The 18,761-nt window shown below is 69.0% G+C and carries 20 protein-coding genes; 9 read left to right on the top strand and 11 right to left on the bottom strand.

Annotation, left to right across the window (positions count from 1 at the left end; translation table 11 throughout):
• Positions 1 to 64: 64 nt before the first annotated feature.
• Together G6N48_RS18865 and G6N48_RS18860 are read right to left on the bottom strand one after the other, a co-directional pair.
• Positions 65 to 826 (bottom strand): SDR family NAD(P)-dependent oxidoreductase, encoded by a 762-nt coding sequence (locus G6N48_RS18865; protein WP_139825713.1) that lies wholly within the window; start codon positions 824 to 826, stop codon positions 65 to 67.
• Positions 827 to 868: 42 nt separating this feature from the next.
• Positions 869 to 1,708 carry an alpha/beta fold hydrolase gene (locus G6N48_RS18860; RefSeq protein ID WP_085268515.1) on the bottom strand — a complete coding sequence of 280 codons (840 nt, stop codon included), beginning with the start codon at positions 1,706 to 1,708 and terminating at the stop codon, positions 869 to 871.
• Positions 1,709 to 1,772: 64 nt separating this feature from the next.
• Between G6N48_RS18860 and G6N48_RS18855 the strand changes: the two genes are divergently transcribed.
• Entirely contained in the window at positions 1,773 to 2,381 is a 609-nt protein-coding gene (locus G6N48_RS18855) for a TetR/AcrR family transcriptional regulator (RefSeq protein ID WP_085268516.1), read from the top strand.
• A 4-nt stretch (positions 2,382 to 2,385) separates the two neighbouring features.
• Here the strand turns inward: G6N48_RS18855 and G6N48_RS18850 are convergent, their stop codons facing one another.
• Positions 2,386 to 3,372 carry a PD40 domain-containing protein gene (locus G6N48_RS18850; RefSeq protein ID WP_085268517.1) on the bottom strand — a complete coding sequence of 329 codons (987 nt, stop codon included), beginning with the start codon at positions 3,370 to 3,372 and terminating at the stop codon, positions 2,386 to 2,388.
• A gap of 309 nt (positions 3,373 to 3,681) precedes the next feature.
• Positions 3,682 to 4,623, bottom strand: coding sequence for an extracellular catalytic domain type 1 short-chain-length polyhydroxyalkanoate depolymerase (locus G6N48_RS18845; protein WP_085268518.1), 942 nt, complete (start codon positions 4,621 to 4,623; stop codon positions 3,682 to 3,684).
• A gap of 75 nt (positions 4,624 to 4,698) precedes the next feature.
• Here G6N48_RS18845 and G6N48_RS18840 point away from each other — a divergent pair, with 75 nt between their 5' ends.
• Positions 4,699 to 5,157, top strand: a complete 459-nt coding sequence (locus tag G6N48_RS18840) for a MarR family winged helix-turn-helix transcriptional regulator (RefSeq protein WP_085268667.1) — start codon at positions 4,699 to 4,701, stop codon at positions 5,155 to 5,157.
• 38 nt (positions 5,158 to 5,195) lie between these two features.
• Here G6N48_RS18840 and G6N48_RS18835 read toward each other — a convergent pair whose 3' ends face one another.
• The 4 genes from G6N48_RS18835 to G6N48_RS18820 all read right to left on the bottom strand — a co-directional run bounded on the left by G6N48_RS18835 (position 5,196) and on the right by G6N48_RS18820 (position 10,186).
• Positions 5,196 to 6,005: a polysaccharide deacetylase family protein gene (locus tag G6N48_RS18835; protein ID WP_085268519.1), complete on the bottom strand. Its 810-nt coding sequence runs from the start codon at positions 6,003 to 6,005 to the stop codon at positions 5,196 to 5,198.
• Between the two features lie 144 nt (positions 6,006 to 6,149).
• Entirely contained in the window at positions 6,150 to 7,538 is a 1,389-nt protein-coding gene (locus tag G6N48_RS18830) for an alpha/beta hydrolase (RefSeq protein WP_085268520.1), read from the bottom strand.
• A gap of 186 nt (positions 7,539 to 7,724) precedes the next feature.
• Positions 7,725 to 9,977, bottom strand: a complete 2,253-nt coding sequence (locus G6N48_RS18825; protein WP_085268521.1) for a heavy metal translocating P-type ATPase — start codon at positions 9,975 to 9,977, stop codon at positions 7,725 to 7,727.
• The gene (locus G6N48_RS18820; protein ID WP_085268668.1) at positions 9,974 to 10,186 is read right to left on the bottom strand and encodes a heavy-metal-associated domain-containing protein; all 213 of its coding nucleotides are present in this window, start codon (positions 10,184 to 10,186) and stop codon (positions 9,974 to 9,976) included. Before G6N48_RS18820 ends, G6N48_RS18825 begins: the two co-directional genes overlap by 4 nt.
• A 223-nt stretch (positions 10,187 to 10,409) precedes the next feature.
• Between G6N48_RS18820 and G6N48_RS28695 the strand changes: the two genes are divergently transcribed.
• Together G6N48_RS28695 and G6N48_RS18815 are read left to right on the top strand one after the other, a co-directional pair.
• The gene (locus tag G6N48_RS28695; RefSeq protein WP_264049397.1) at positions 10,410 to 10,532 is read left to right on the top strand and encodes a hypothetical protein; all 123 of its coding nucleotides are present in this window, start codon (positions 10,410 to 10,412) and stop codon (positions 10,530 to 10,532) included.
• A 24-nt stretch (positions 10,533 to 10,556) separates the two neighbouring features.
• Complete coding sequence (locus tag G6N48_RS18815) at positions 10,557 to 11,030, top strand: SRPBCC family protein (protein ID WP_085268522.1); 474 nt, start codon at positions 10,557 to 10,559, stop codon at positions 11,028 to 11,030.
• Here G6N48_RS18815 and G6N48_RS18810 read toward each other — a convergent pair.
• Positions 11,025 to 11,579: a pyridoxamine 5'-phosphate oxidase family protein gene (locus G6N48_RS18810; RefSeq protein ID WP_085268669.1), complete on the bottom strand. Its 555-nt coding sequence runs from the start codon at positions 11,577 to 11,579 to the stop codon at positions 11,025 to 11,027. The genes G6N48_RS18815 and G6N48_RS18810 overlap by 6 nt on opposite strands.
• A gap of 176 nt (positions 11,580 to 11,755) precedes the next feature.
• Between G6N48_RS18810 and G6N48_RS18805 the strand changes: the two genes are divergently transcribed.
• A complete protein-coding gene (locus G6N48_RS18805; protein ID WP_197745619.1) occupies positions 11,756 to 12,364 on the top strand; it encodes a TetR/AcrR family transcriptional regulator in 609 nt (202 codons plus the stop codon).
• A 117-nt stretch (positions 12,365 to 12,481) separates the two neighbouring features.
• Entirely contained in the window at positions 12,482 to 12,931 is a 450-nt protein-coding gene (locus tag G6N48_RS18800; RefSeq protein WP_085268524.1) for a DUF417 family protein, read from the top strand.
• Here the strand turns inward: G6N48_RS18800 and G6N48_RS18795 are convergent.
• Positions 12,855 to 13,694 carry a TetR/AcrR family transcriptional regulator gene (locus tag G6N48_RS18795; protein WP_308205268.1) on the bottom strand — a complete coding sequence of 280 codons (840 nt, stop codon included), beginning with the start codon at positions 13,692 to 13,694 and terminating at the stop codon, positions 12,855 to 12,857. The genes G6N48_RS18800 and G6N48_RS18795 overlap by 77 nt on opposite strands.
• On the opposite strand from G6N48_RS18795, the gene G6N48_RS18790 reads away from it, so the two are divergent.
• From G6N48_RS18790 to G6N48_RS18780, 3 genes are read left to right on the top strand one after another with little or no spacing between them, the layout of a single operon-like run.
• Complete coding sequence (locus G6N48_RS18790; RefSeq protein WP_085268525.1) at positions 13,591 to 14,220, top strand: TetR/AcrR family transcriptional regulator; 630 nt, start codon at positions 13,591 to 13,593, stop codon at positions 14,218 to 14,220. The genes G6N48_RS18795 and G6N48_RS18790 overlap by 104 nt on opposite strands.
• 50 nt (positions 14,221 to 14,270) lie before the next feature.
• A complete protein-coding gene (locus G6N48_RS18785) occupies positions 14,271 to 16,070 on the top strand; it encodes a flavin-containing monooxygenase (RefSeq protein WP_085268526.1) in 1,800 nt (599 codons plus the stop codon).
• Positions 16,016 to 17,701 (top strand): flavin-containing monooxygenase, encoded by a 1,686-nt coding sequence (locus G6N48_RS18780; protein ID WP_139825704.1) that lies wholly within the window; start codon positions 16,016 to 16,018, stop codon positions 17,699 to 17,701. Before G6N48_RS18785 ends, G6N48_RS18780 begins: the two co-directional genes overlap by 55 nt.
• On the opposite strand, the gene G6N48_RS18775 is transcribed toward G6N48_RS18780, so the two are convergent.
• Positions 17,585 to 18,742, bottom strand: coding sequence for a Zn-dependent alcohol dehydrogenase (locus G6N48_RS18775; RefSeq protein ID WP_139825705.1), 1,158 nt, complete (start codon positions 18,740 to 18,742; stop codon positions 17,585 to 17,587). The genes G6N48_RS18780 and G6N48_RS18775 overlap by 117 nt on opposite strands.
• Between the last annotated feature and the right edge of the window lie 19 nt (positions 18,743 to 18,761).

Here is an 18,761-nt window from a genome sequence, read left to right as displayed (position 1 = left end):
CTCTGCCCGGTCGAACGTACGAGACGAGACGGTCCGTCTTATCTTAGCCGTCAGCTCGCTCCGCCTAACCCCCGACCATCATCAGGCCGCCATCCACCGCCAGCAGCTGGCCGGTGATGAAGCCCGAACCCTCACCGGCCAGGAAGACCAGCATGGGACCGAGATCGCGCGCGGGGTCACCGAGAGTTCCGCCGAGAGGGATCATCATCTTCATCTGCTCGTCGATGAGGGCGCCGGCCTCCGGGCCGAGGAATTCCCGCAGCCGGTCGGCGCCGGCCGTCTGTACCGCCGGGGCCAGGGCGTTGACCGTGATCTTCTCGGCGGCCCACGCCTTGGCGGCCGAGCGTGTCCACGCCTGCACGGCGCCTTTGGTCGCGGCGTAGACCGCCGAGATCGGGCTGCCCATGGCGGCTTCGGAGGAGCCGAAGTTGATGATCCTGCCCCCCTTGGGGTTCTGCTCCTTCATCACTGCGTAGGCGGCCTGATTCGTGAGGATCGTCGCCTTGACGTTGGTGTCGAGCAGGAACGAGATCTCGTCGGCGCCGACGTAGCCGGGAATCCCCGGCTGCCACAGGCCCGCGGCGTTGACCAGGACGTCGAGGCCGCCCAGGCGTCCGGCGGCCTGCTGCATCATCGTCGAGACCGCGTCGGCATCGCGCACGTCGCACTGCAGCCAGGTGGCCGCCACGTGGTCCGGGGGCGCGGTCTGGTGATAGGTGGCGGCGACCTCGGCGCCGGCCGCGGTGAGCACCTCGACGGCGGCCGCGCCGATGCCGGTCGCTGCACCGGTGACCAGGATCCGTCGCCCTTGCAACGGTGGCGTCAACTCTGACATGGCCAAGACGCTACCGCCGCGACGCGGAAAAGCTCAGGCCGGCTGCGCCCGCACCGCGATCGTCGACAGCAAATCCGCGAGCCGGTCCGGCCGGTCCACCATCGAAAAGGTCCGAGCGCCTTCGATGGTCTCGAGGCGGGCGCCGGGGATGGTGGCGGCCAGCCGCGCGCCGTCTTCCTGCTCGAAGAAGACGTCGTCCGCCGACCAGGCGATCAGCGTCGGCTTGTCGAACTCGGGCAACCGGGCCGCCACGCTCGTCGTCACCTCGGTGCGGAGCGACAGTGAGAATTGGCGCAGATCCTCGGCGACCGCCGGATCGGACAGCGCCGGCCGTACCCAGGTTTGAGTGAGTCCGTCGATGTCGCTGTGGGCGAGTCCGTCGTAAGCGCGCTTGCGCGCGGCCGGCGCCCGCAGAGCCCGCATCGCCGTCCGGAACACCCGCTTGGACTTCGCCGCAAGGATCACCGGTTTGAGGATTGGCGGCGGAAAGTGTTCGAACGCATCGCAACTGGTGAGAACCAGGGCGCCCAGGCGCCCTGGATGGTGCACCGCGACGAGTTGGGCGAGCACGCCGCCGGTGTCGTTGCCGACCAGCACCACGTCCTCGAGGTCGAGTGCGGCGAGGACCTCCGCGACCATGTCGGCGACGCCGGTGATGGTGCGGTCGGCACCGGGCCGCAGCGGCTCGGGATGCGCCCCGAGCGGCCAGGTCGGGGCGATGCACCGCAGGCCGACCTCCGCCAGTCGGTTGCTCACCTGGCGCCAGAGTTCGCCACCCATCATGTACCCGTGCACGAAGACCACCGGCCTGCCGTTTTGCGGTCCGGTCGCTTCGTAATGGATGGTGCCGGCACTAATGTCGATCGTCGACATAACAACTCCTACCTCTACCATACTTACAAACAGACTGTCTGTCCGTAAGTTACCGGCAGGATGCATGGAAAGCAAGAGACGGACTCAGGAACAGCGCTCCGCGGCGACCCGCGACGCGCTGATCGCGGCTGCCCGCACGTTGTGGGGGCTGCGGGGCTACGCGGAAGTCGGGACGCCGGAGATCGCCACTGCCGCGGGGGTCACCCGCGGGGCGATGTATCACCAATTCGCCGACAAGGCAGCGCTGTTCCGCGAGGTCGTGGAGGCCGTGGAGCGCGACGTGATGGCCCGGATGGGCACCCTGGTGGCCGAGTCGGGGGCCAGCACCCCGGCGGACGCGATCCGTGCCGCCGTGGACGCCTGGCTCGAAGTCGCCGGCGATCCGCAGGTGCGCCAGCTGATGCTGTTGGACGCACCCAGCGTGCTCGGCTGGGCGGACTTCCGGGACCTCGCCCAGCGGTACAGCCTGGGAATGACCGAACAGCTACTCGCAGAAGCGATCCGCGCCGGCCAGCTGGCGCGTCAGCCGGTGCGACCGCTGGCTCACGTGCTGATCGGCGCGCTCGACGAGGCGGCCATGCTGGTGGCGACGTCCGACGAGCCCGAGCGGTTGCGCCGCGAGACCCGGCAGGTGCTGCACCGGCTCATCGACGGGATGCTGGACGAAGGGTGAGCGTTCACCGGGGGCTGCAGGTTAGCGAAGCGCGGACGATTACGCTGTCGGAGTTCAGCAGGTTGGTCTCCACGTCGCCGTAGAAAAAGCGATTGTCAGGGCTCCAGTTGGCGGTTTGCACGACGGTCGCCCAAACCTGTTTACCCCCGAAGCCCCTCGTGTCCGGGTCGGCGTTGAGATCGCTGAGGCGCTGGGGGTTCGAGCCGTCGGGATTCATCGTCCACCAGTCTGTCCCGCGAGAGGGGTTGTCGGCGTTGGTCATCCACAACACGTGACCGTCCGGGGTATACCGGGGGTGCTCGTTGTAGCTGTCGCCCCCGGTCAATCGGGTGGTCGCAGCGGAGCCGAAGTCGAACCGGTAGATCTGGCTCTTCCAGAAGTTGTGGGTTTCGAAGTCGCTGGTGAACACCAGCGACTTCGAATCCGTGGAGAATCCGCCGCTCTCGTTGAACGCGTCGCCGGCGGGTGACACGGTGCGAATATTAGACAGCGACGGTGTGCCGTCCGGTCCCACGGTGAAGTCGGCGACCTTGACCACCCAGAAGCCGGCGAAGCGGTCGGGGTTCAGCACCTTGCCGGCCGCGGTCCGCTCGGTCCACTCCAGTCGCCGGCCGTCGGGCGAGAATTCGGGAATGATTGTGCCGTGGTCTTTGTCGGCCGGGACGTCGGTCAGTTGCCACGCGCGCGAGCCGTCGGCCGCGGTAACCCACAGGTCCGAGTAGCTGCCCCAGCCGGGGGTAGCCCCAACCGAATTGCCTGGGTGCGAGGCCTTTTCGGCGACGAATGCGACGTATCGCCCGGACGGGCTCCACACGGGCGAACCGGTGGTCCGCTGCGGAAAGCTCGCGGAGCCGATCCCCAGCTGCCGCCGGTCGGCGCCGTCTGGCCGGGCCGTGAAGATGTGAAACCGGCCGTCATTTGCCTTCGCGTTGAACGCGATCAGGCCGTTGGCCTTCGACCAGTCGGCCCCGAAGGCGTCGTGCTCGAACACCTGGTAGGTCAGGGGCGGCCCACAACCGCCGGGCCCGGGCGTTTGCGCCGGGGCCGGCTGCTGTGCGCCGTGACCCCGATGTGGCGACCCGGCGCATGCGCCGCACATCGCGACGAGGAGCGACACGCATGCCCATAGCGCACACATCGGCAACCGTGCCACTTCGCCACCTCGAACCCGCCCCCGCCGTGGGTGCCACCAGCCTACGGTGCTTGGCGCCGGCGACGATCGGTGAGAGGTCAATCTAAATTTGGAGATTCGTTCCGTCCGGCGACCGCGGCCGCGGAAAGCCCTTGGTTGCCGGACCACTCAGCGGTGGCTCTGGCTGACGAATTGCCAGATGGTGTCGGTGGCGTCGAGCGCGGTCGACGGTGCGGGGACGCCCGCAAGCTCCGCGAGGGGAGTGGGGTCGCCACCGGGCCACTGATGCCCGGCGCCGGCCACCGAGATCAGCTCCACGGTGCGCCCGCCCGCGCATCCCGCGGTCAGGGTGGTCACGCTCCCGGCGGTGGCGGAGGTGGGCGGCCCGCAGGCGTCGATGGCGCGCCACGTGGCATTGACCGACTCGACCGAAGGGCCGTCGACGCGCGGATTGCCGTTGAATGCGAACGCTTTACCCGGACCGCCGTTATAAGGCACCCGATCGTCGGCCGTGCCGTGGATCTGCAACACCGAGGCGGGATGTGCCTGTGAGCAGTCCGTCAGCAAAGTGCCCGCGACCGGCGCGATCGCGGCGAAGGTGTCGGTCTGGCAGCCCAGCCGAAGCGCCATCATCGCCCCGTTCGACATCCCGGTGACGTAGACGCGCGCTCGATCGATCGGGATCTCCTGCTCGATGGCGCCCACCATGGTCGTGATGAAACCGACGTCGTCGACGTTGTCGCGTTGCGGTTGCCCGCAACAGGTTCCGGCATTCCACGCCCGGTTGAGGCCGTCGGGGTAGGCGACCAGGAAGTGTCCGGTGTCGGCCTCGGCGTCCCAATGATAGGAACGCTCGGCCTGCGCGCCGGTGCCGAAGCCGCCGTGCAACATCACCACCAGCGGGATCGCGTCGGTCAGGCCTTGGGGCCGGTACAGGTGGAAGGTGCGGCTGACACCTCCCGATTCGACGGCCTGGGTGGACTGCCCCACCGGAATCTCTTCGGCGCCAGGGTTTCCCAATGCGTGTCCGCCCCCCAGGCAGCCGCCGAGCACGACGACCAGCACCGGCAGAAGGCAGACGCTGAGCATCCGAGCGCGTCGAGACCGCATGGACACATCGTGGCAGCGCCCGGCAATTTTGACAAGAAACTTGTCAAATAAATTTTGGATGGCACACTAATGGTCATGCGACGTGCCGGGAATGTCGACTGGGAGCCGACCGTGCCGACTCTGGTGAACATGGTGGCCGCATCGAGGGCGCCGCATCTGCGGGCGGCATTCGCCGCCGCGGGGCTCGACGAGATCCGTCCGGCACAGGCGGTCGCCCTGGTACCGCTGATGGATGGCGGGATGCACGCATCGGACATCGCGGACCGCCTCAAGGTCACGCGGCAGGCGGTGGCCCAGGCGATCGCGGCACTGGAGCGCGGCGATTACGTGACCCGGGTCCCGGACCCCGTCGATGCCCGGGCGCGAATCGTCGAGTTGACGCAACGCGGGCGCCACGCCCTGCGTGTGATGCATACCAGCGCGCTGGAACTGGAGGCGCGGTGGGAACGGGCGCTCGGTGCGGAGAGGCTGGGCGACCTGCGCGCGATGTTGCGGACTCTGCTCAGCACCGGCACCGACGCGGCCGGCGAATGAGACGACTGAATGCCTTGTGCCGTAGCCTGATCGGGCGGCTACGGGGTCTTCAGGAACACGTCGTTGAGCGTCACGGTCCGAAGGTTGCGCGACCGGATGATGTCGACGAGTTGTGGGTAGACGTGGGTGACGGGTAGGTGGTTGAGGTGCCCGATGACGATGGACTGCGGCGTGAAGTACTGGTCGGCCATCTGCACGATGTAGTCCTCGGTGATCAGCGTCGAATCCGAGAGCGAGCCCGACCATAGCGTGGGAACGGTGTAGCCCAGGTCGGCGGCCACCGCGTCGACGGCGGCGTTGCGCTTGGCGTACGGCGGCCGCCAGTAGGGTTTGGCGCCCACGTTGTAGGTCTTCTTGAGGAAGTCGTCGTTGCGCGTGAGCTGTTGGGCGATCTGCTCTTTGGAGAGCGTGGTCAGGTCCGGATGCGACCAGGTGTGGTTGCCGAGCTGGATCTGCCCGGAGTCGACCAACGGGCGCAGCATGTCGAGGTTCTCGGTCCAGGAGTCATAGACGCCGTTGACGAAGAAAGTCAGCCGGACGCCGGTGTCCCTGGCGAATTGGGTGTAGGCCCGTACGACTTCGCTGTTGACGCCGTCGTCCACGGTCAGCGCGAGCAGGTCGCCCTCACCGGGGATCTTCGTCAGCGCGCCGCCGCCGGGCAGCGGGATGCGTGAGCTCGGCGGCGGGGGCGGCAACAACGCCTCCGGCGCGGTCGGACCGGAGTTCGTCTGATCGGTCGGGAAGGTCTGGGCGAACGTCCGCGGCGGCGGATCGACCACGAGGCGTGCGGCGCCCACGCCGGCGACCACCGACGCGGCGAGTGACCCCAGGAAGCGGCGTCGGTTCATCGCCGGCCCGCTTCGGCTCGGGCCAGAGCATCGCCGAACTTCGCGTCCACAGCAGCGAACCGTACCATTACCTGCGGCGACGCGTCGGATGCGCAGTGGGACCGTCGGCTGAGAGTCTGGCCTCGATCGGGTAACGGGCCCGCATCAACGAGACGCGTGCGGCAGCGCCACGGGTTGGGTCGCCGGCGTCCCGAGTGCCGAGGCCAGCCAGGGCAGTGACGCCTCGAACGCCTGGGCGGCGAACGGCCAGTCGTGCTTGCCCGGCTGCGACACCACCGCACAGCTGATCCCGTGCGCGGTGGCGGCCGAGCACAGGGAGTTGGCGGCGGCGTCCTGGCCCTCCGGGTTGGCGGCGGGGTCGGTGGTCGCGGCGGTGAGGGTGGGGCTTGCCTCCTGGGCGACATTGCGCGGGCCGGCCGACGCGGGAATGTCGAACCAGCCCGACAAACCGGTGTAGCGGCCGTGCCGGTTCATCACGGTGACCGGGTCGTAGTCGGCCCAGGCGGCGCGGTTGCCGCCGAACAATCGGGCGATCGTCGGCTCGGTACCCCCGATGTTGGGCCTGATGTCGCCGGCGATGTCGACGAACGCGCTGAACATGTCCGGGTGCATGACGCTCAGGTCGACGGCGCAGGTGCCGCCCATCGACCATCCGGCGACACCCCAGTTGGCGCGGTCGGCGCTCACCCCGAAGTTCGAGACCAGGAACGGTTTGACGTCCTTGGTCAGGTGATCGGCGGCGTTGCCGCGGCTGCCGTTGACACACTCGGTGTCGTTGTCGAACGCGCCCGTGGGATCGACGAACACCAGCACCGGGGAGAACCCGCGATGCGCGGCGGCGAAGTTGTCGATCGCGGTGAAGGCGCCGCCCGGACCCAGCCAGTCGGCCGGGGTGTTGAAGGCCGAGCCGATCATCATGACCGCGGGCAGCCGGGGCGGCGGATTGCTGTTGAACCACGCGGGCGGCAGGTAGACCAGTTCCTGCCGGTGGCGGAAGTGGGAGGCAAAGGGCGCGCTGTCGTCGATGTCCACGGGCACCACCACGCCCTTGGCGGGCCGGGTCCCCGCTACCTGCATCTCGGTGACCCGCAGCCGGTCGATCTGGTCGGGCAACGGCACCGAGGTCAGCTGGTTCCAGGCGGCGAGCGCCGTGGGGAAGTAGCCCACCCACTGGTTGAGTGCCAGGCCCGCGCACAACGCACAGAGGGGTATCGAGACGAACGCCACCGCGCGTCGCCACCACCGGACTCCGACCCAGCCCAGCACGAGCACGGCGACGGCCAGCCCGCTCATCGCGATCCAGAGCCACAGCGACGTGGGCGCCGGGTCCCCGGCCACCCCGAGCGACGCGATGTACCGGTAAGCCAGGGCGGTCACCGCGACGGCCGCGGCCAGCGCCGCCGGCAGCACCCGCTTGAGCCAGCGCCGCTTGCGCCACTGGATGGCCGCGACGATCAGGAGCAGCGTGACACCCTGCGCCGTCGGCGGCAGCCAGCCGTGCAGCAAGGACAGCTGTCCGAAGAAGTGGTCCAAAGGTTCGTGGCCTTCGCTAAATCCGATCGCTTCGCGCGGCTGACTCGAGGTCCGCCGGGTGGTGACCCTGTCGTGTCCGGGCACAGTGCGTGGAACCAACTATCCCACACCGTCGCCCCGAACCGGCTCGCCAACCGCGCGTGTGGCCGTCCGGCGTCTCGGGCCCGGGCGGTTCGAGCGGGCCGTTCAGGGGTTCTCGATGGCCCCCCTGAAGGAGCGCAGCCGCAGGCTGTTGGCGACGACGAACGCGCTGGAGGAAGCCATCGCGGCGCCCGCCAGCATGGGGTTGAGCAGCCCGAGCGCCGCCAGGGGGATCGCGGCAACGTTGTAACCGAAAGCCCAGAAAAGGTTCGCCCTGATCGTGGCCAGCGTTCGGCGCGAGAGCCGGATCGCGTCTACCGCGGCGCGCAGGTCGCCGCCCACGATGGTCAGGTCAGCGGCCTCGATCGCGACGTCCGTGCCCGTGCCCATGGCCACCCCGAGGTCGGCTGCGGCCAGCGCGGCGGCGTCGTTGAGGCCGTCGCCGACCATGGCGACGACTCTGCCCTCCGATTGCAGCAGCTTGATGGCGTCGACCTTGTCGGCGGGCAGGGTGTTGGCGACGACCTGCGCAATGCCGGTCTCGGTGGCGATGCGGTGCGCCACAGTCGCGTTGTCACCGGTCAGCAGGACGGGCGTCAGGCCCAGCGCCTTGAACTGCCGGACGGCTTCGGCGCTGGTGGGTTTGACGGTGTCGGCGACCACGAGGACGCCGCGGGGCCGGCCGTCCCAGCCGACCGCGACCGCCGTCTTGCCTGCACGTTCCGCGCGGGCCTTCGCCGCCGACAGCGTGGCGTCGAGGCCTGCACCGCGTTCGGCCAGCAGGCTCTCGCGGCCGACCACGACGTCGTGGTCGTCGACCCGGCCGCGCACCCCTCTGCCCTCGACGTTGGTGAAGTCCCGAGGCGCGGGCAGCGCACCGAGTTCTGCCCTGGCGGCCCTGGCGATCGCCCGGGCGACGGGGTGTTCGGACGCCTCTTCGAGTGCTCCCGCGTGGCGCAACAGCGTATGGCGGTCGGTCGTGTGCGCGGTGATGACGTCGACCAGGGTCATTGCCCCCGTGGTCACGGTTCCGGTCTTGTCGAGGACGATCGTGTCGACGGCCCGGGTGGATTCCAGCACCTCGGGCCCCTTGATCAGCACACCGAGTTGGGCGGCGCGCCCGGTGCCGACGAGCAGCGCGGTCGGAGTCGCCAGCCCGAGCGCGCAGGGGCACGCGATGATCAGCACCGCAGCGGCGGCCGTCAGCGCCGCGCTAACGGGACCGCCCGCCGCGAGCCAGCCCACCAGGGTGAGGCCGGCGACGACGATGACGATCGGGACGAACAGCCCGGAAACCCGGTCGGCGAGCCGCGCAACCGCGGCCTTCTTCGATTGCGCCTCCTCGACGAGCCGGGCGATCTGCGCCAGCTGGGTGTCGTCGCCTACCCGCGTGGCACGCACGATCAGGCGACCGCCCACAATGACGGTGGCGCCGGTGACGGTGTCACCCTCGGCGACCTCGACGGGAACCGACTCGCCGGTGAGCATCGACGCGTCCACGGCTGAGGATCCCGCCACGACCACCCCGTCGGTGGCCACCTTCTCGCCGGGCCGGACTACGAACTCGTCACCGACTGCCAGCGCGGCCACGGCCACGCGGGTCTCGGCGCCGTCGCGCAGCACCGCGACGTCCTTGACGCCGAGCTCCATCAGGGCGCGCAACGCGGCGCCCGCGAGCCGCCGGGAGCGCTTCTCGAAATACCTGCCCGCCAGGATGAAAAGAGTGACCCCCGCGGCCACCTCGAAGTAGACGTTGCCGGCCCCGTCCCCGGGTGCGGCGGTCAGCTCGAAGCCGTGGCGCATGCCGGGCCTGCCCGCGGTTCCCAGGAACATGGCGTACAGCGACCACAGGTAGGCGGACAGGGTCCCCACCGAGACCAGCGTGTCCATCGTGGCGGCGCCGTGTTTGAGGTTCACCCACGCGGCGGTGTGGAAGGACCGGCCTGCCCAGGCGACGACGGGTGTGGCCAGTGCCAGCGACACCCACTGCCAGTACCGGAATTCCCAAGCGGGGATCATCGCGAGGACGATCACCGGGAGGGTCAGCACGGCCGCGCCGATGAGGCGCCCGCGCAGCGACGTCAGCTCCGCGTCCTCGGGCGGCGTGCCGCCGCGCTGGGCGGCGGGTTCCTCGGCGGGTTGCGGCAGCGCCGCGGCATAGCCGGCATTCTCGACCTCGGCGATCAACGCCCGGGGGTCGTAGCCGGGCGGGACCGTGAGGGTGGCCCGCTCGGTCGCGTAATTCACGGTCGCGGCGACGCCGTCGAGCTTGTTCAGCTTCTTCTCGATGCGGGCCGCGCACGAGGCGCAGGTCATCCCCGCGATGTCGAGCTCGACGTTGGTCGCCGGCGCGTTCATGCGACCGGGACCGCCTCGTAGCCGGCCTCGTCGACCGCGCCGAGAACCGCCTCGGTGTCGATGGGCGCCGAACTGGTGATGACCAGCCGGCCGGTGCCGGCGCTGACGTCGATGTCCTCGACACCGTCGATCTTGGTCACCTCGCCGTGGACTGCGGCTTCGCAGTGGGAGCAGCTCATGCCGCTCACCCGATATTCGGCCGTGACCATCATCCTCCTGATCATACCCTAGAGGGGTATATACCGACGCCCACGGGTACACCCCTGGCCGCCATTCCCGTGCGGGCAGCTCCTCACATTGTGCGTGGTCGGTGGGGCGGGACCGGGGCGCGGGTTCGTCGCTGGGCGGCGCGGGGCGTTCGGCCGCTGCGGTTTCCGGCGCACCGGAAGCGGGTAGCTGAGGTAAACACCGCGACGACAGGGACGGGAACAGATGACCACCGCCGAGCAGCCACCCCCGGAAGGCCCACAGCAGCCGCCGCAGGCCGCGTCTGTCGACGAGCCGGACAACGCCGACGAGTCGGGGGAGTCGCGGTCGCCCGACCGTCACACGTAGCCGGCTGACCGGGAAGAGGCCGCCATGACGGTCAACGTTGTCGATGCGGGTCCGCGGCGGGTGAGCCGATCGGTGGACGTGGCCGCGCCGGCCGCCGAGTTGTACGGCTTGGCGGCCAATCCCCGGCGCCATCACGAGCTGGACGGATCGGGGACCGTCCGGGACAACATGAAGGTGCCCGCGAGAATGACTGTGGGATCGAAGTTTTCGACGAGGATGAAGATGTACGGCGTGCCGTATTGGATCACCAGCACGGTGACCGCCCTGAAACCGAACGAGTTGGTCGAGTGGCGGCATCCCGTGGGTCACCGTTGGCGGTGGGAATTCGAGGCGCTCTCACCGGCCCTGACGCGGGTGACGGAGACCTTCGACTACCACGATGCCGGGGCGATCAAGAACGCGCTGAACTATTACACGCTGATCGGCGCACGCAAATCCAACGCGGCCGGCATCGAGGCGACGCTGGCCAAGCTGCGTGATCGCTACGCCGGATCATGACGGATCGGCCGCGTCCCAAGGGACCACGCCGGACACCCAATGGCTGAGCTGTTCGACCTGGTCGTTGCGGTGCAGGTGCCGCGGCGGTGTCGCATAGCTGGCGTAGGGCCGGCAGCGGATGACGACGCGGTCCTCTCGCTCCGACATTTCCCTGATGTGCGGACGTGCCTCCTCGCCCAGCGGTTCACCCGACATCCGGCCGGCGACCGCCATCATCACGTCCACCGCCAGCTCACGGTCGGAGTCGAGACTCGCGTCTGCGTAGACCTGGAGGTAGGTGAACGGCCAGCGCTCGTCGAGGACGCACAGGCTGACCTTGCCGTCGCGTTCGACGACGCGGGCCTTGCCGCGGCCGGCCATGGTCGACACCAGTAACTCGCCGGTGTCGGTGGGGATGTAGTAGACGACCGACATGGCCGGGCCGTCGCTGCGGCGGCGGTAGCCGAACACGCAGGTGCGGTGCGTACGAACGAATTCGCGGCGCTCGGAGGGGAGCATGTCGCGGTCGGTCGGAGCCGTGTAGGGCTCGGGTGCCAGGGGAAGGAGCATGTCGGATGGATCCCTGCTGTCGGAGACGTTGACGGAGAATCCGAATAACGGATACAGTGTTTCCAATAATAATGCCGCTGTCAAGACCAAGGGCGCTAGCGTTGGCCGATGTGACCGTCGCCGGACAGACGCAGGAACTACCGTCCGTGCGTTCGCGCGGTCGTCCTGCCCTGCCGTTGGACCGGATCCTTGCGGCAGCACTCGAACTCGTCGACGAGCAGGGAGCCGACGCGTTGTCGATGCGTTCGCTCGCGCACCGGCTGGGGTCGGGCACCGCCACGCTCTACCGCCACTTCGGCAACAGATCGGAGCTGGTGGCCTTGATGGTTGACCGCATGCTTGGTGAAGTCGACGTCGACGTGGACGCGTTCGCCGGGCTGCCCTGGCAGCAAGCCTGTACATCGTTCGCGCAGCACATGTTTGGTGCGCTGGCCCGCCACGCAAGCGGCGCATCGCTACTGATCGGTCACGTGCCGATGGGTCCCAATGCGCTGGCGCACCGGGAGCGGATGCTATCGGTCCTCCTGGACAACGGATTTCCGCCGGTGGTCGCCGCCCACGCCTACGCGACGCTAGCCCGCTACGTGCTCGGCTTCGCGATCCAGCTCGCCGGCTCGCCCACGGCCGAACAGGATGCCGAGTTGGTGGCCGCATTCCATGCGCTCGATCGCTCCCGGTTCCCGGCGACGGTCGCGGTGGCCGACGACCTGCCCGTGCCGCTGGAAGAGGAGTTCGCTTACGGGCTGCAGCTCATCGTCGCGGGACTCGAGCGGTTGCGCGGTTGAACGCGTCACTGCACACCGAGACGGGTGTGGTGGCGGTTGGCTGAACCAGTGGGGCCCGCGATCCGTGCACCGTACGTGAAACGACCTTCATTGACGTTTGAGGAGAGCCCAAATCGCTTGGCGCAGGGCCTGACCCAGGTGGGGCAGTTGGTCAGCCGGTACGGCCTGGTGGTCGTCCTGGCCTGGATCGGGTTCGGTAAGTACGTGAAGATGGAATCCCGCGTGCTCATCGACCACAGCCCGCTGATGAGCTGGGTCTATCACGTTTTCAGCGTCACCACGGTGGCACGCGCGCTGGGCACGATGGAGATCGTCGCCGCGCTGCTCATCGCCCTGCGGCCGGTCTGGCCACGGCTGTCGGCCGCCGGCAGCGCGTTGGCGGTGGTCCTCTTCATGGGGACGTTGAGTTTCCTGTTCACTACCCCGGGCGTGGTCGGTACGCAGGCCGCGGGGCTGCCCGTGTTGACGGCACTGCCGGGCCAGTTCCTACTCAAAGACCTGGTGTTGATCGGCGTCGCAGTGTGGACGCTGGGCGACTCGCTGAGCGCGCGAACAGCGTCCCCCTGATCAGGGCCTTGGCCGAGCGCAGGGTGGCCGCGTAGGCGCTCGGAGTTAGGCTTGCCGCCCGCTCGGCCAGGCCACGAGTCAACGCATCGATGGCGTCGACCGCCGCGTCCGGGACGGTTCCCGGCGGCAGCGCTCCTTGTTCCAGCGCTTCCTCGACGATCTCACTGACGATGTGTCGCAACGCTTTAAGGCCGGGGTGGTGTGGCTGCTGACGGACCGCCCGGCCGAAAGCGGCCAGCTCGGGGTACTCGCGCGTCAGCCGGTCGGTCTCGTCGAGCACCGCCTCGAGGCGAGCGACGGCGTCGTCGGCCTCCGCGGCCGCGCCGCGCAGACGAGCGAGTGTGATCTCGTCGATTTCCCGGACGGTCGCTTCGAGCAACTCCGATTTGGTCGAGAAATAGTGGTAGAGGCTGCCGCTCGTCATGTCCGCGGCGCTCGCGATCGCGCGGATGGTCGCGCGCGAATACCCCGCCTCGGCGACGCAGCGCATGGTTGCCGCGAGGATGCGCGAGCGCGTCCGTTCACCGTCGGCGCCCACCGGCCGGCCCGCTGCAGGCGGCGTGGCGCTCATGGCGAGCACTGCCCGCGGCCGGCCCGTCGAACACGCACAGCGCACCTCCGCGCCGAGGAAATAATCGATCATCCGATAATATTCGACGATGCCGGGCAGCGGCCGTGGCTCGACGGACATCGGACGCGCGAGCGGGCGGATGCGACTGGGACGCCCGATCGGTGCCAGTGGCGAGGAGACGCGGCGCCGCATCGTCGCGGCGACGATGCGCTGCGTGGCCGAGGTCGGTTACGCCCGCGCGACCATCCGCCAGATCGCCCGCGCTGCAGACGTGACCAGTGCGAGCCTCTACAACTACTTCCCCAATAAGTCCGCGCTGATGAACGCCGCGATTTCGGCGAGGACCGAGGTCGCGCTGCCTCGGCTGCGCGGCGCGGCCTGCGGACCCGGCACCGCCGTTGACCGAATCGAAGCGGTCCTCGACGAATCGGGCCGGCTGATGCGCGAGTACCCCGATCTCGCCGCCTTCGAATGGGCGATCCGCGCCGAGGGCGCTGTCACCGCGCAGGCTAAGGGCGACAACGGGTTTGAGGCGTTCCGCGCGATCATCGAAGACATCGTCGGCGACGCCGGGGACCCCGGCGCGGTCGAGGTGGTGTATGCGCTCGTCTACGGCTTGACGGAGCTCGCGGCTGCCCTACCGCCCGAGGGTTACCACGCCGCGCTGGGATCGGCCAAGCAGCTCATCCGGGGCACCCTGTTCGGCCAGAGTCCTTGATGTGATCAAACGATTGATTATATAGTCGGGGCGCGGAGAGGGAGTCGACCTTGACCGAAACCGTTGGCGCGGGGCTCGACGTCGATGCGCTGCGCCGGAAGTACGCGCAGGAGCGCGCGCGCCGACTACGGCCGGACGGAATCTCGCAGTATGTGCAGACGACGGGCGCGTTCGCACGGTTCGCCGAGGACCCGTGGGCGCACGGCCGCGTCGACCGCGAGCCGCTCACCGACGAGATCGACGTCGCCATCGTCGGGGCCGGCTTCGGCGGGCTGCTGACGGGGGTGCGGCTGCGCCAGCTCGGTGTGGAAAACCTGCGGCTCATCGACAGGGCCGCCGACGTGGGCGGTACCTGGTATTGGAACCGGTACCCGGGGATCGCCTGCGACGTCGAGTCCTATGTCTACATGCCGCTGCTCGAGGAACTCGGCTACATCCCCACCGAGCGATACGCGAAGGGACACGAGATCTTCGCGCACTGCCGGCGCATCGCCCGGCACTACAACCTCTACCGCGACGCATGCCTGTCGACCGATGTCCGCGGAATCCGTTGGGAGCAAGACACTTCCCGCTGGGTGATCCGCACCGATCGCGGCGACGAGATGCGAGCGAGGTTCGTGACGATGGCCAACGGGTATCAGGCCAAGCCCAAGCTGCCCGGCATCGAGGGCCTCGGTGCGTTCGGTGCGGCGACGTTTCACACCAGCAGGTGGGACTACGGTTACACCGGCCGCGATCTGGAGAACCTGGCCGACAAGCGCGTCGGCATCATCGGCACCGGCGCGACGGCGGTGCAGTGCGTCCCGCACCTCGCGGCCGCCGCGCGCCACCTCTACGTCTTCCAGCGCACCCCGTCGTCGGTCGATGTGCGCGACAACCGGCCCACGGATCCGCAGTGGGTCAACGCATTACAGCCCGGCTGGCAACGGGAGCGCATCCGCAACTTCCAGATCCTGACCGGCGGCGGCCATGCCGAGCAAGACCTGGTGGCCGACGCCTGGACGAGCATCACGCGAAAGCTGCCGGTCATGCGCCACGACGGCGGCCTCGATGGCGCGACGAACCCCGAACAGCGCGGTCGCGACATCGAGATCGCCGACTTCGCCAAGATGGAGGAAATCCGTGCGCGTGTCGACGAGATCATCGGCGACCCCGCCACCGCCGAGGCGCTCAAGCCCTGGTACGGCTACTTCTGCAAACGGCCGTGCTTCCACGACGAGTATCTGCAGACCTTCAACCGGGCCAACGTCACCCTCGTCGACACGCGCGGCCGTGGGGTGCAGCGCATCACGGAGTCGGGGGTGGTCGTCGACGACGTCGCCTACGAGCTCGACTGCCTGATCTTCGCCACCGGTTTCGAGGTGGGAACGGACTATTGCCGCCGCACCGGGTTCGAGCTGGTCGGCCGCGACGGTGTGACGTTGACCGAGCGCTGGCGCGAGGGGGTGCGGACCTTTCAAGGCCTGTGCACCAACGGTTTTCCGAACTGCTTCATCGAGAGCATCTCCCAGGCGGGGCTCACCGTCAACTTCCCGTACCTGCTCGACGTCCAGGCCGGTCACGCGGCATGGATCATCGCGTGGGCGCTGAAGCGGGGGATCACAGAGGTCGAGGCGTCGCCAGAGGCCGAGGCCGCGTGGGTCGACACCGTGGTGGCCCGCTCGGCATCGAGCGCCGACCGCGCCAGGACCTGCACGCCCGGCTACTACAACCGGGAGGGCAAGGCGGACGCCAAAACCCGGCAGGGCAGCTTCTTCTTCGGTGGGCCCACCGAGTACGCCGACATCCTTCAGGCATGGCGGGCCGCGGGGGACATGGCAGGCCTGGTCGTGCGAGGTGCCCGGCCGTGACGAACCGGCACTACGCGCTGGGGCGGATCCGCGCGGCGACGCGGCGGCGGCGCCCACCGAAAGTCGCGATCATCGGCGCGGGGTTCGGTGGTATCGCCGCGGCGGTCGCGTTGCGCCGCAGGGGGATCGACGACCTGGTGATCATCGAGGGCGCCGACGGTGTGGGCGGCACTTGGCGGCGCAACACCTACCCGGGTGCCGCGTGCGACGTGCAGAGCCATCTCTACTCGTTCTCCTTTGCGCCGAACCGGAACTGGAGCCGGACTTACGCACGCCAGCCCGAGATCCTCGCGTACCTGGAGTCGGTGGTCGACGACTTCGACCTGCGGCGCCACTTGGTCCTGCAAGCCCGGGTGTGTGGTGCGCGATGGCACGAGGACAGCCGGCAGTGGGAATTGCACCTGCGACACGACGGCAGCGTCACCGCGGCGAGCATGCGCGCCGATGTCGTGGTCAGCGCCGTCGGGCTGTTCGGCGCTCCCAAGCTGCCTGACATCGACGGCCTGAGCGGCTACCGTGGCCACCTGATGCACACGTCGGCCTGGGAGCCCGACCTGGACCTGTCCGGCAGCAGGGTCGCGGTGATCGGCACCGGCGCCAGCGCGGTGCAGGTGGTGCCGGAGCTCGCTCGAATCGCTTCGCGTGTCAGCGTTTTTCAGCGGACCCCCCCGTGGATGGTCCCAAAGGATGACCGCCCGTTCAGTGCGGAGGAGCTGGTGAGGTTCCGCCGCCATCCCTGGGCTGCCCGCAGGGAACGATGGCGCATCTGGAAGCAGTTTCACGACTTCACCGGAAACGCGGCCGAGGACCCACAGGCGGTCGCTCGCTCGCGGGTCGCGGTTTCCTTTCTCGAGCGCACCGTCGCCGATGAGCTGCTTCGCGAAGCTCTGACCCCCGATTACCCCTTCCGCTGTAAGCGGGTGCTGCTCGGCGACGCCTACTACCGGGCGCTGCAGAAAGATCACGTCGATCTGGTGACCGATCCGATCGCGCGAGTGACCGGGACGTCGATCACCACCGCCGGTGGCCGCGTGGTGGAGGCCGACGCGATCGTGTGCGCCACCGGGTTCCAGACCAGCCGCTACCTCGCGGGTCTCGACGTCATCGGGCGGGGCGGCCAGAGTCTGCACGAGCGGTGGGGTGCCGACCCCAGCGCCTACCTGGGTGTGGCGACCCATGGGTTTCCGAACTTCTTCATGTTGTACGGACCCAACACCAACCAGGGGGGCAATTCGATCGTCTACATCCTCGAGGCGGGTGCCCGGTTCGTGGCGAGCGCGGTGAGCCGCGTGGCGCGCCGGGGCGGGTACCTGGAAGTGCGCCCCGAGGTCGAGCGGTGCTACAACGAGAAGCTGGGCGCCGATCTGGAACGAAGCGTCTGGACGCAGTGCCAAAGCTACTTTCGCTCACCGAGCGGCCGGATCGTGACGCAGTGGCCCTACACCGAGCTGGACTATGCCCGCCGGACCTGGCGGCTGCGGCCACGGGACTGGGTGCACCGCCGCGACATCGGGTCAGTCGTGGCCGAAATCGATGACGCCGCGGATCAATCGGCCGTCCGTCAGGTCGGTGTACGCGTCGTTGATGTCGTCGAGCCGGTACCGCCTGGTGATCATCTCGTCGAGGAGTAGCTGGCCGGTCCGGTACATGCAGGCCAGCAGTGGGATGTCGCTCCTCGGGTTGCACGAGCCGAAAACTGTGCCGCACAACGTCTTGTTCATCAGGATGAAGTTCTGCAGCGCGGCGGTGACCGAGTGTGTCGCCGGCGCAGGCAGGCCGGTCAGCACGCAGGTGCCGCCCTTGCGGGTGAGCGCCAGGGCCGGCTCGACGTCGGCCTCGCCGATCATGGCGGTGGCGACGACGACCGCGTCGGCCATCACCCCGCGCGTCAGTTCACGCACCAGCTCGAGGGCTTCGGCGGCGCTCGCGGCGGTGTGGGTGGCGCCGAAGATCGGCGCCGATTCGCGCTTGAAGTCGTTGATGTCGACCGCGATGATGCGGGCCGCGCCGCTGATGCGCGCACCCTGGATCGCGGCGGTCCCTATCCCGCCCGCCCCGATGACCACCACGGCATCACCCCCGCACACGCGGGCGCGATGGGCGGCGGACCCGTAGCCCGTGGGCACCGCGCACGCCAGCAGGGCGGCGGGCAGCAGCGGGATGTCCGGGTCGATCTTGACGAGCGAATTCACCGACACGACAGTGTGTTCGGCGAACGCCCCGATCTTGGACACGTGGCCGAGGTCGAGCCCCTCGACCGTGTGGTGGCGGAAGGTGCCGTCGGTCGGCATCCCGGGCAGCAAGGTGCCCGACCCGGCGTCGCACAGGTACTCCATTCCCGAAGCGCACCAACGGCATCGTCCGCAGACGGCGACGAACGAGGTCACCACGTGGTCGCCCGGCGCGAACCGCGTCACGCCGGGGCCCACCTCGACGACGACGCCGGATCCCTCGTGCCCGCCGATGGTCGGCGACATCGCGGTGGCTTCGCCGGGGCCCTCGGTTTTCGGCGGCGGGGCCAGCCGCCCCTGGCGGATGTGTTCGTCGGAGTGGCACAGTCCGGTGGCGGCCAGGCGCACGAGGACCTCACCGGCCCGCGGCGGGTCGAGGTCGATCTCCTCGACGGACCAGGGCAGGCCGTAGTCGTAGAGGACGGCCGCTCGGCTTCGCATCGCTGGTGTGGATCCCTTC

It is taken from the genome of Mycobacterium parmense, from assembly GCF_010730575.1.
In the GTDB taxonomy this organism is placed as follows: domain Bacteria; phylum Actinomycetota; class Actinomycetes; order Mycobacteriales; family Mycobacteriaceae; genus Mycobacterium; species Mycobacterium parmense.
Note: the sequence above shows the minus strand (reverse complement) of the source record. Positions and strands in the feature narration are given on the sequence as shown.

Excerpts from the sequence above, each read along its gene's own strand:
- G6N48_RS18860 (WP_085268515.1), bottom strand. The coding sequence starts at position 1,708 with ATGTCGACGATCGACATTAGTGCCGGCACCATCCATTACGAAGCGACC.
- G6N48_RS18855 (WP_085268516.1), top strand. The coding sequence starts at position 1,773 with ATGGAAAGCAAGAGACGGACTCAGGAACAGCGCTCCGCGGCGACCCGC.
- G6N48_RS18845 (WP_085268518.1), bottom strand. The coding sequence starts at position 4,623 with ATGCGGTCTCGACGCGCTCGGATGCTCAGCGTCTGCCTTCTGCCGGTG.
- G6N48_RS18840 (WP_085268667.1), top strand. The coding sequence starts at position 4,699 with ATGCGACGTGCCGGGAATGTCGACTGGGAGCCGACCGTGCCGACTCTG.
- G6N48_RS18835 (WP_085268519.1), bottom strand. The coding sequence starts at position 6,005 with ATGAACCGACGCCGCTTCCTGGGGTCACTCGCCGCGTCGGTGGTCGCC.
- G6N48_RS18825 (WP_085268521.1), bottom strand. The coding sequence starts at position 9,977 with ATGAACGCGCCGGCGACCAACGTCGAGCTCGACATCGCGGGGATGACC.
- G6N48_RS18820 (WP_085268668.1), bottom strand. The coding sequence starts at position 10,186 with ATGGTCACGGCCGAATATCGGGTGAGCGGCATGAGCTGCTCCCACTGC.
- G6N48_RS28695 (WP_264049397.1), top strand. The coding sequence starts at position 10,410 with ATGACCACCGCCGAGCAGCCACCCCCGGAAGGCCCACAGCAGCCGCCG.
- G6N48_RS18815 (WP_085268522.1), top strand. The coding sequence starts at position 10,557 with ATGACGGTCAACGTTGTCGATGCGGGTCCGCGGCGGGTGAGCCGATCG.
- G6N48_RS18810 (WP_085268669.1), bottom strand. The coding sequence starts at position 11,579 with ATGCTCCTTCCCCTGGCACCCGAGCCCTACACGGCTCCGACCGACCGC.
- G6N48_RS18790 (WP_085268525.1), top strand. The coding sequence starts at position 13,591 with ATGCCGGGCAGCGGCCGTGGCTCGACGGACATCGGACGCGCGAGCGGG.
- G6N48_RS18795 (WP_308205268.1), bottom strand. The coding sequence starts at position 13,694 with ATGCGGCGCCGCGTCTCCTCGCCACTGGCACCGATCGGGCGTCCCAGT.
- G6N48_RS18780 (WP_139825704.1), top strand. The coding sequence starts at position 16,016 with ATGGCGGGCCGCGGGGGACATGGCAGGCCTGGTCGTGCGAGGTGCCCG.
- G6N48_RS18775 (WP_139825705.1), bottom strand. The coding sequence starts at position 18,742 with ATGCGAAGCCGAGCGGCCGTCCTCTACGACTACGGCCTGCCCTGGTCC.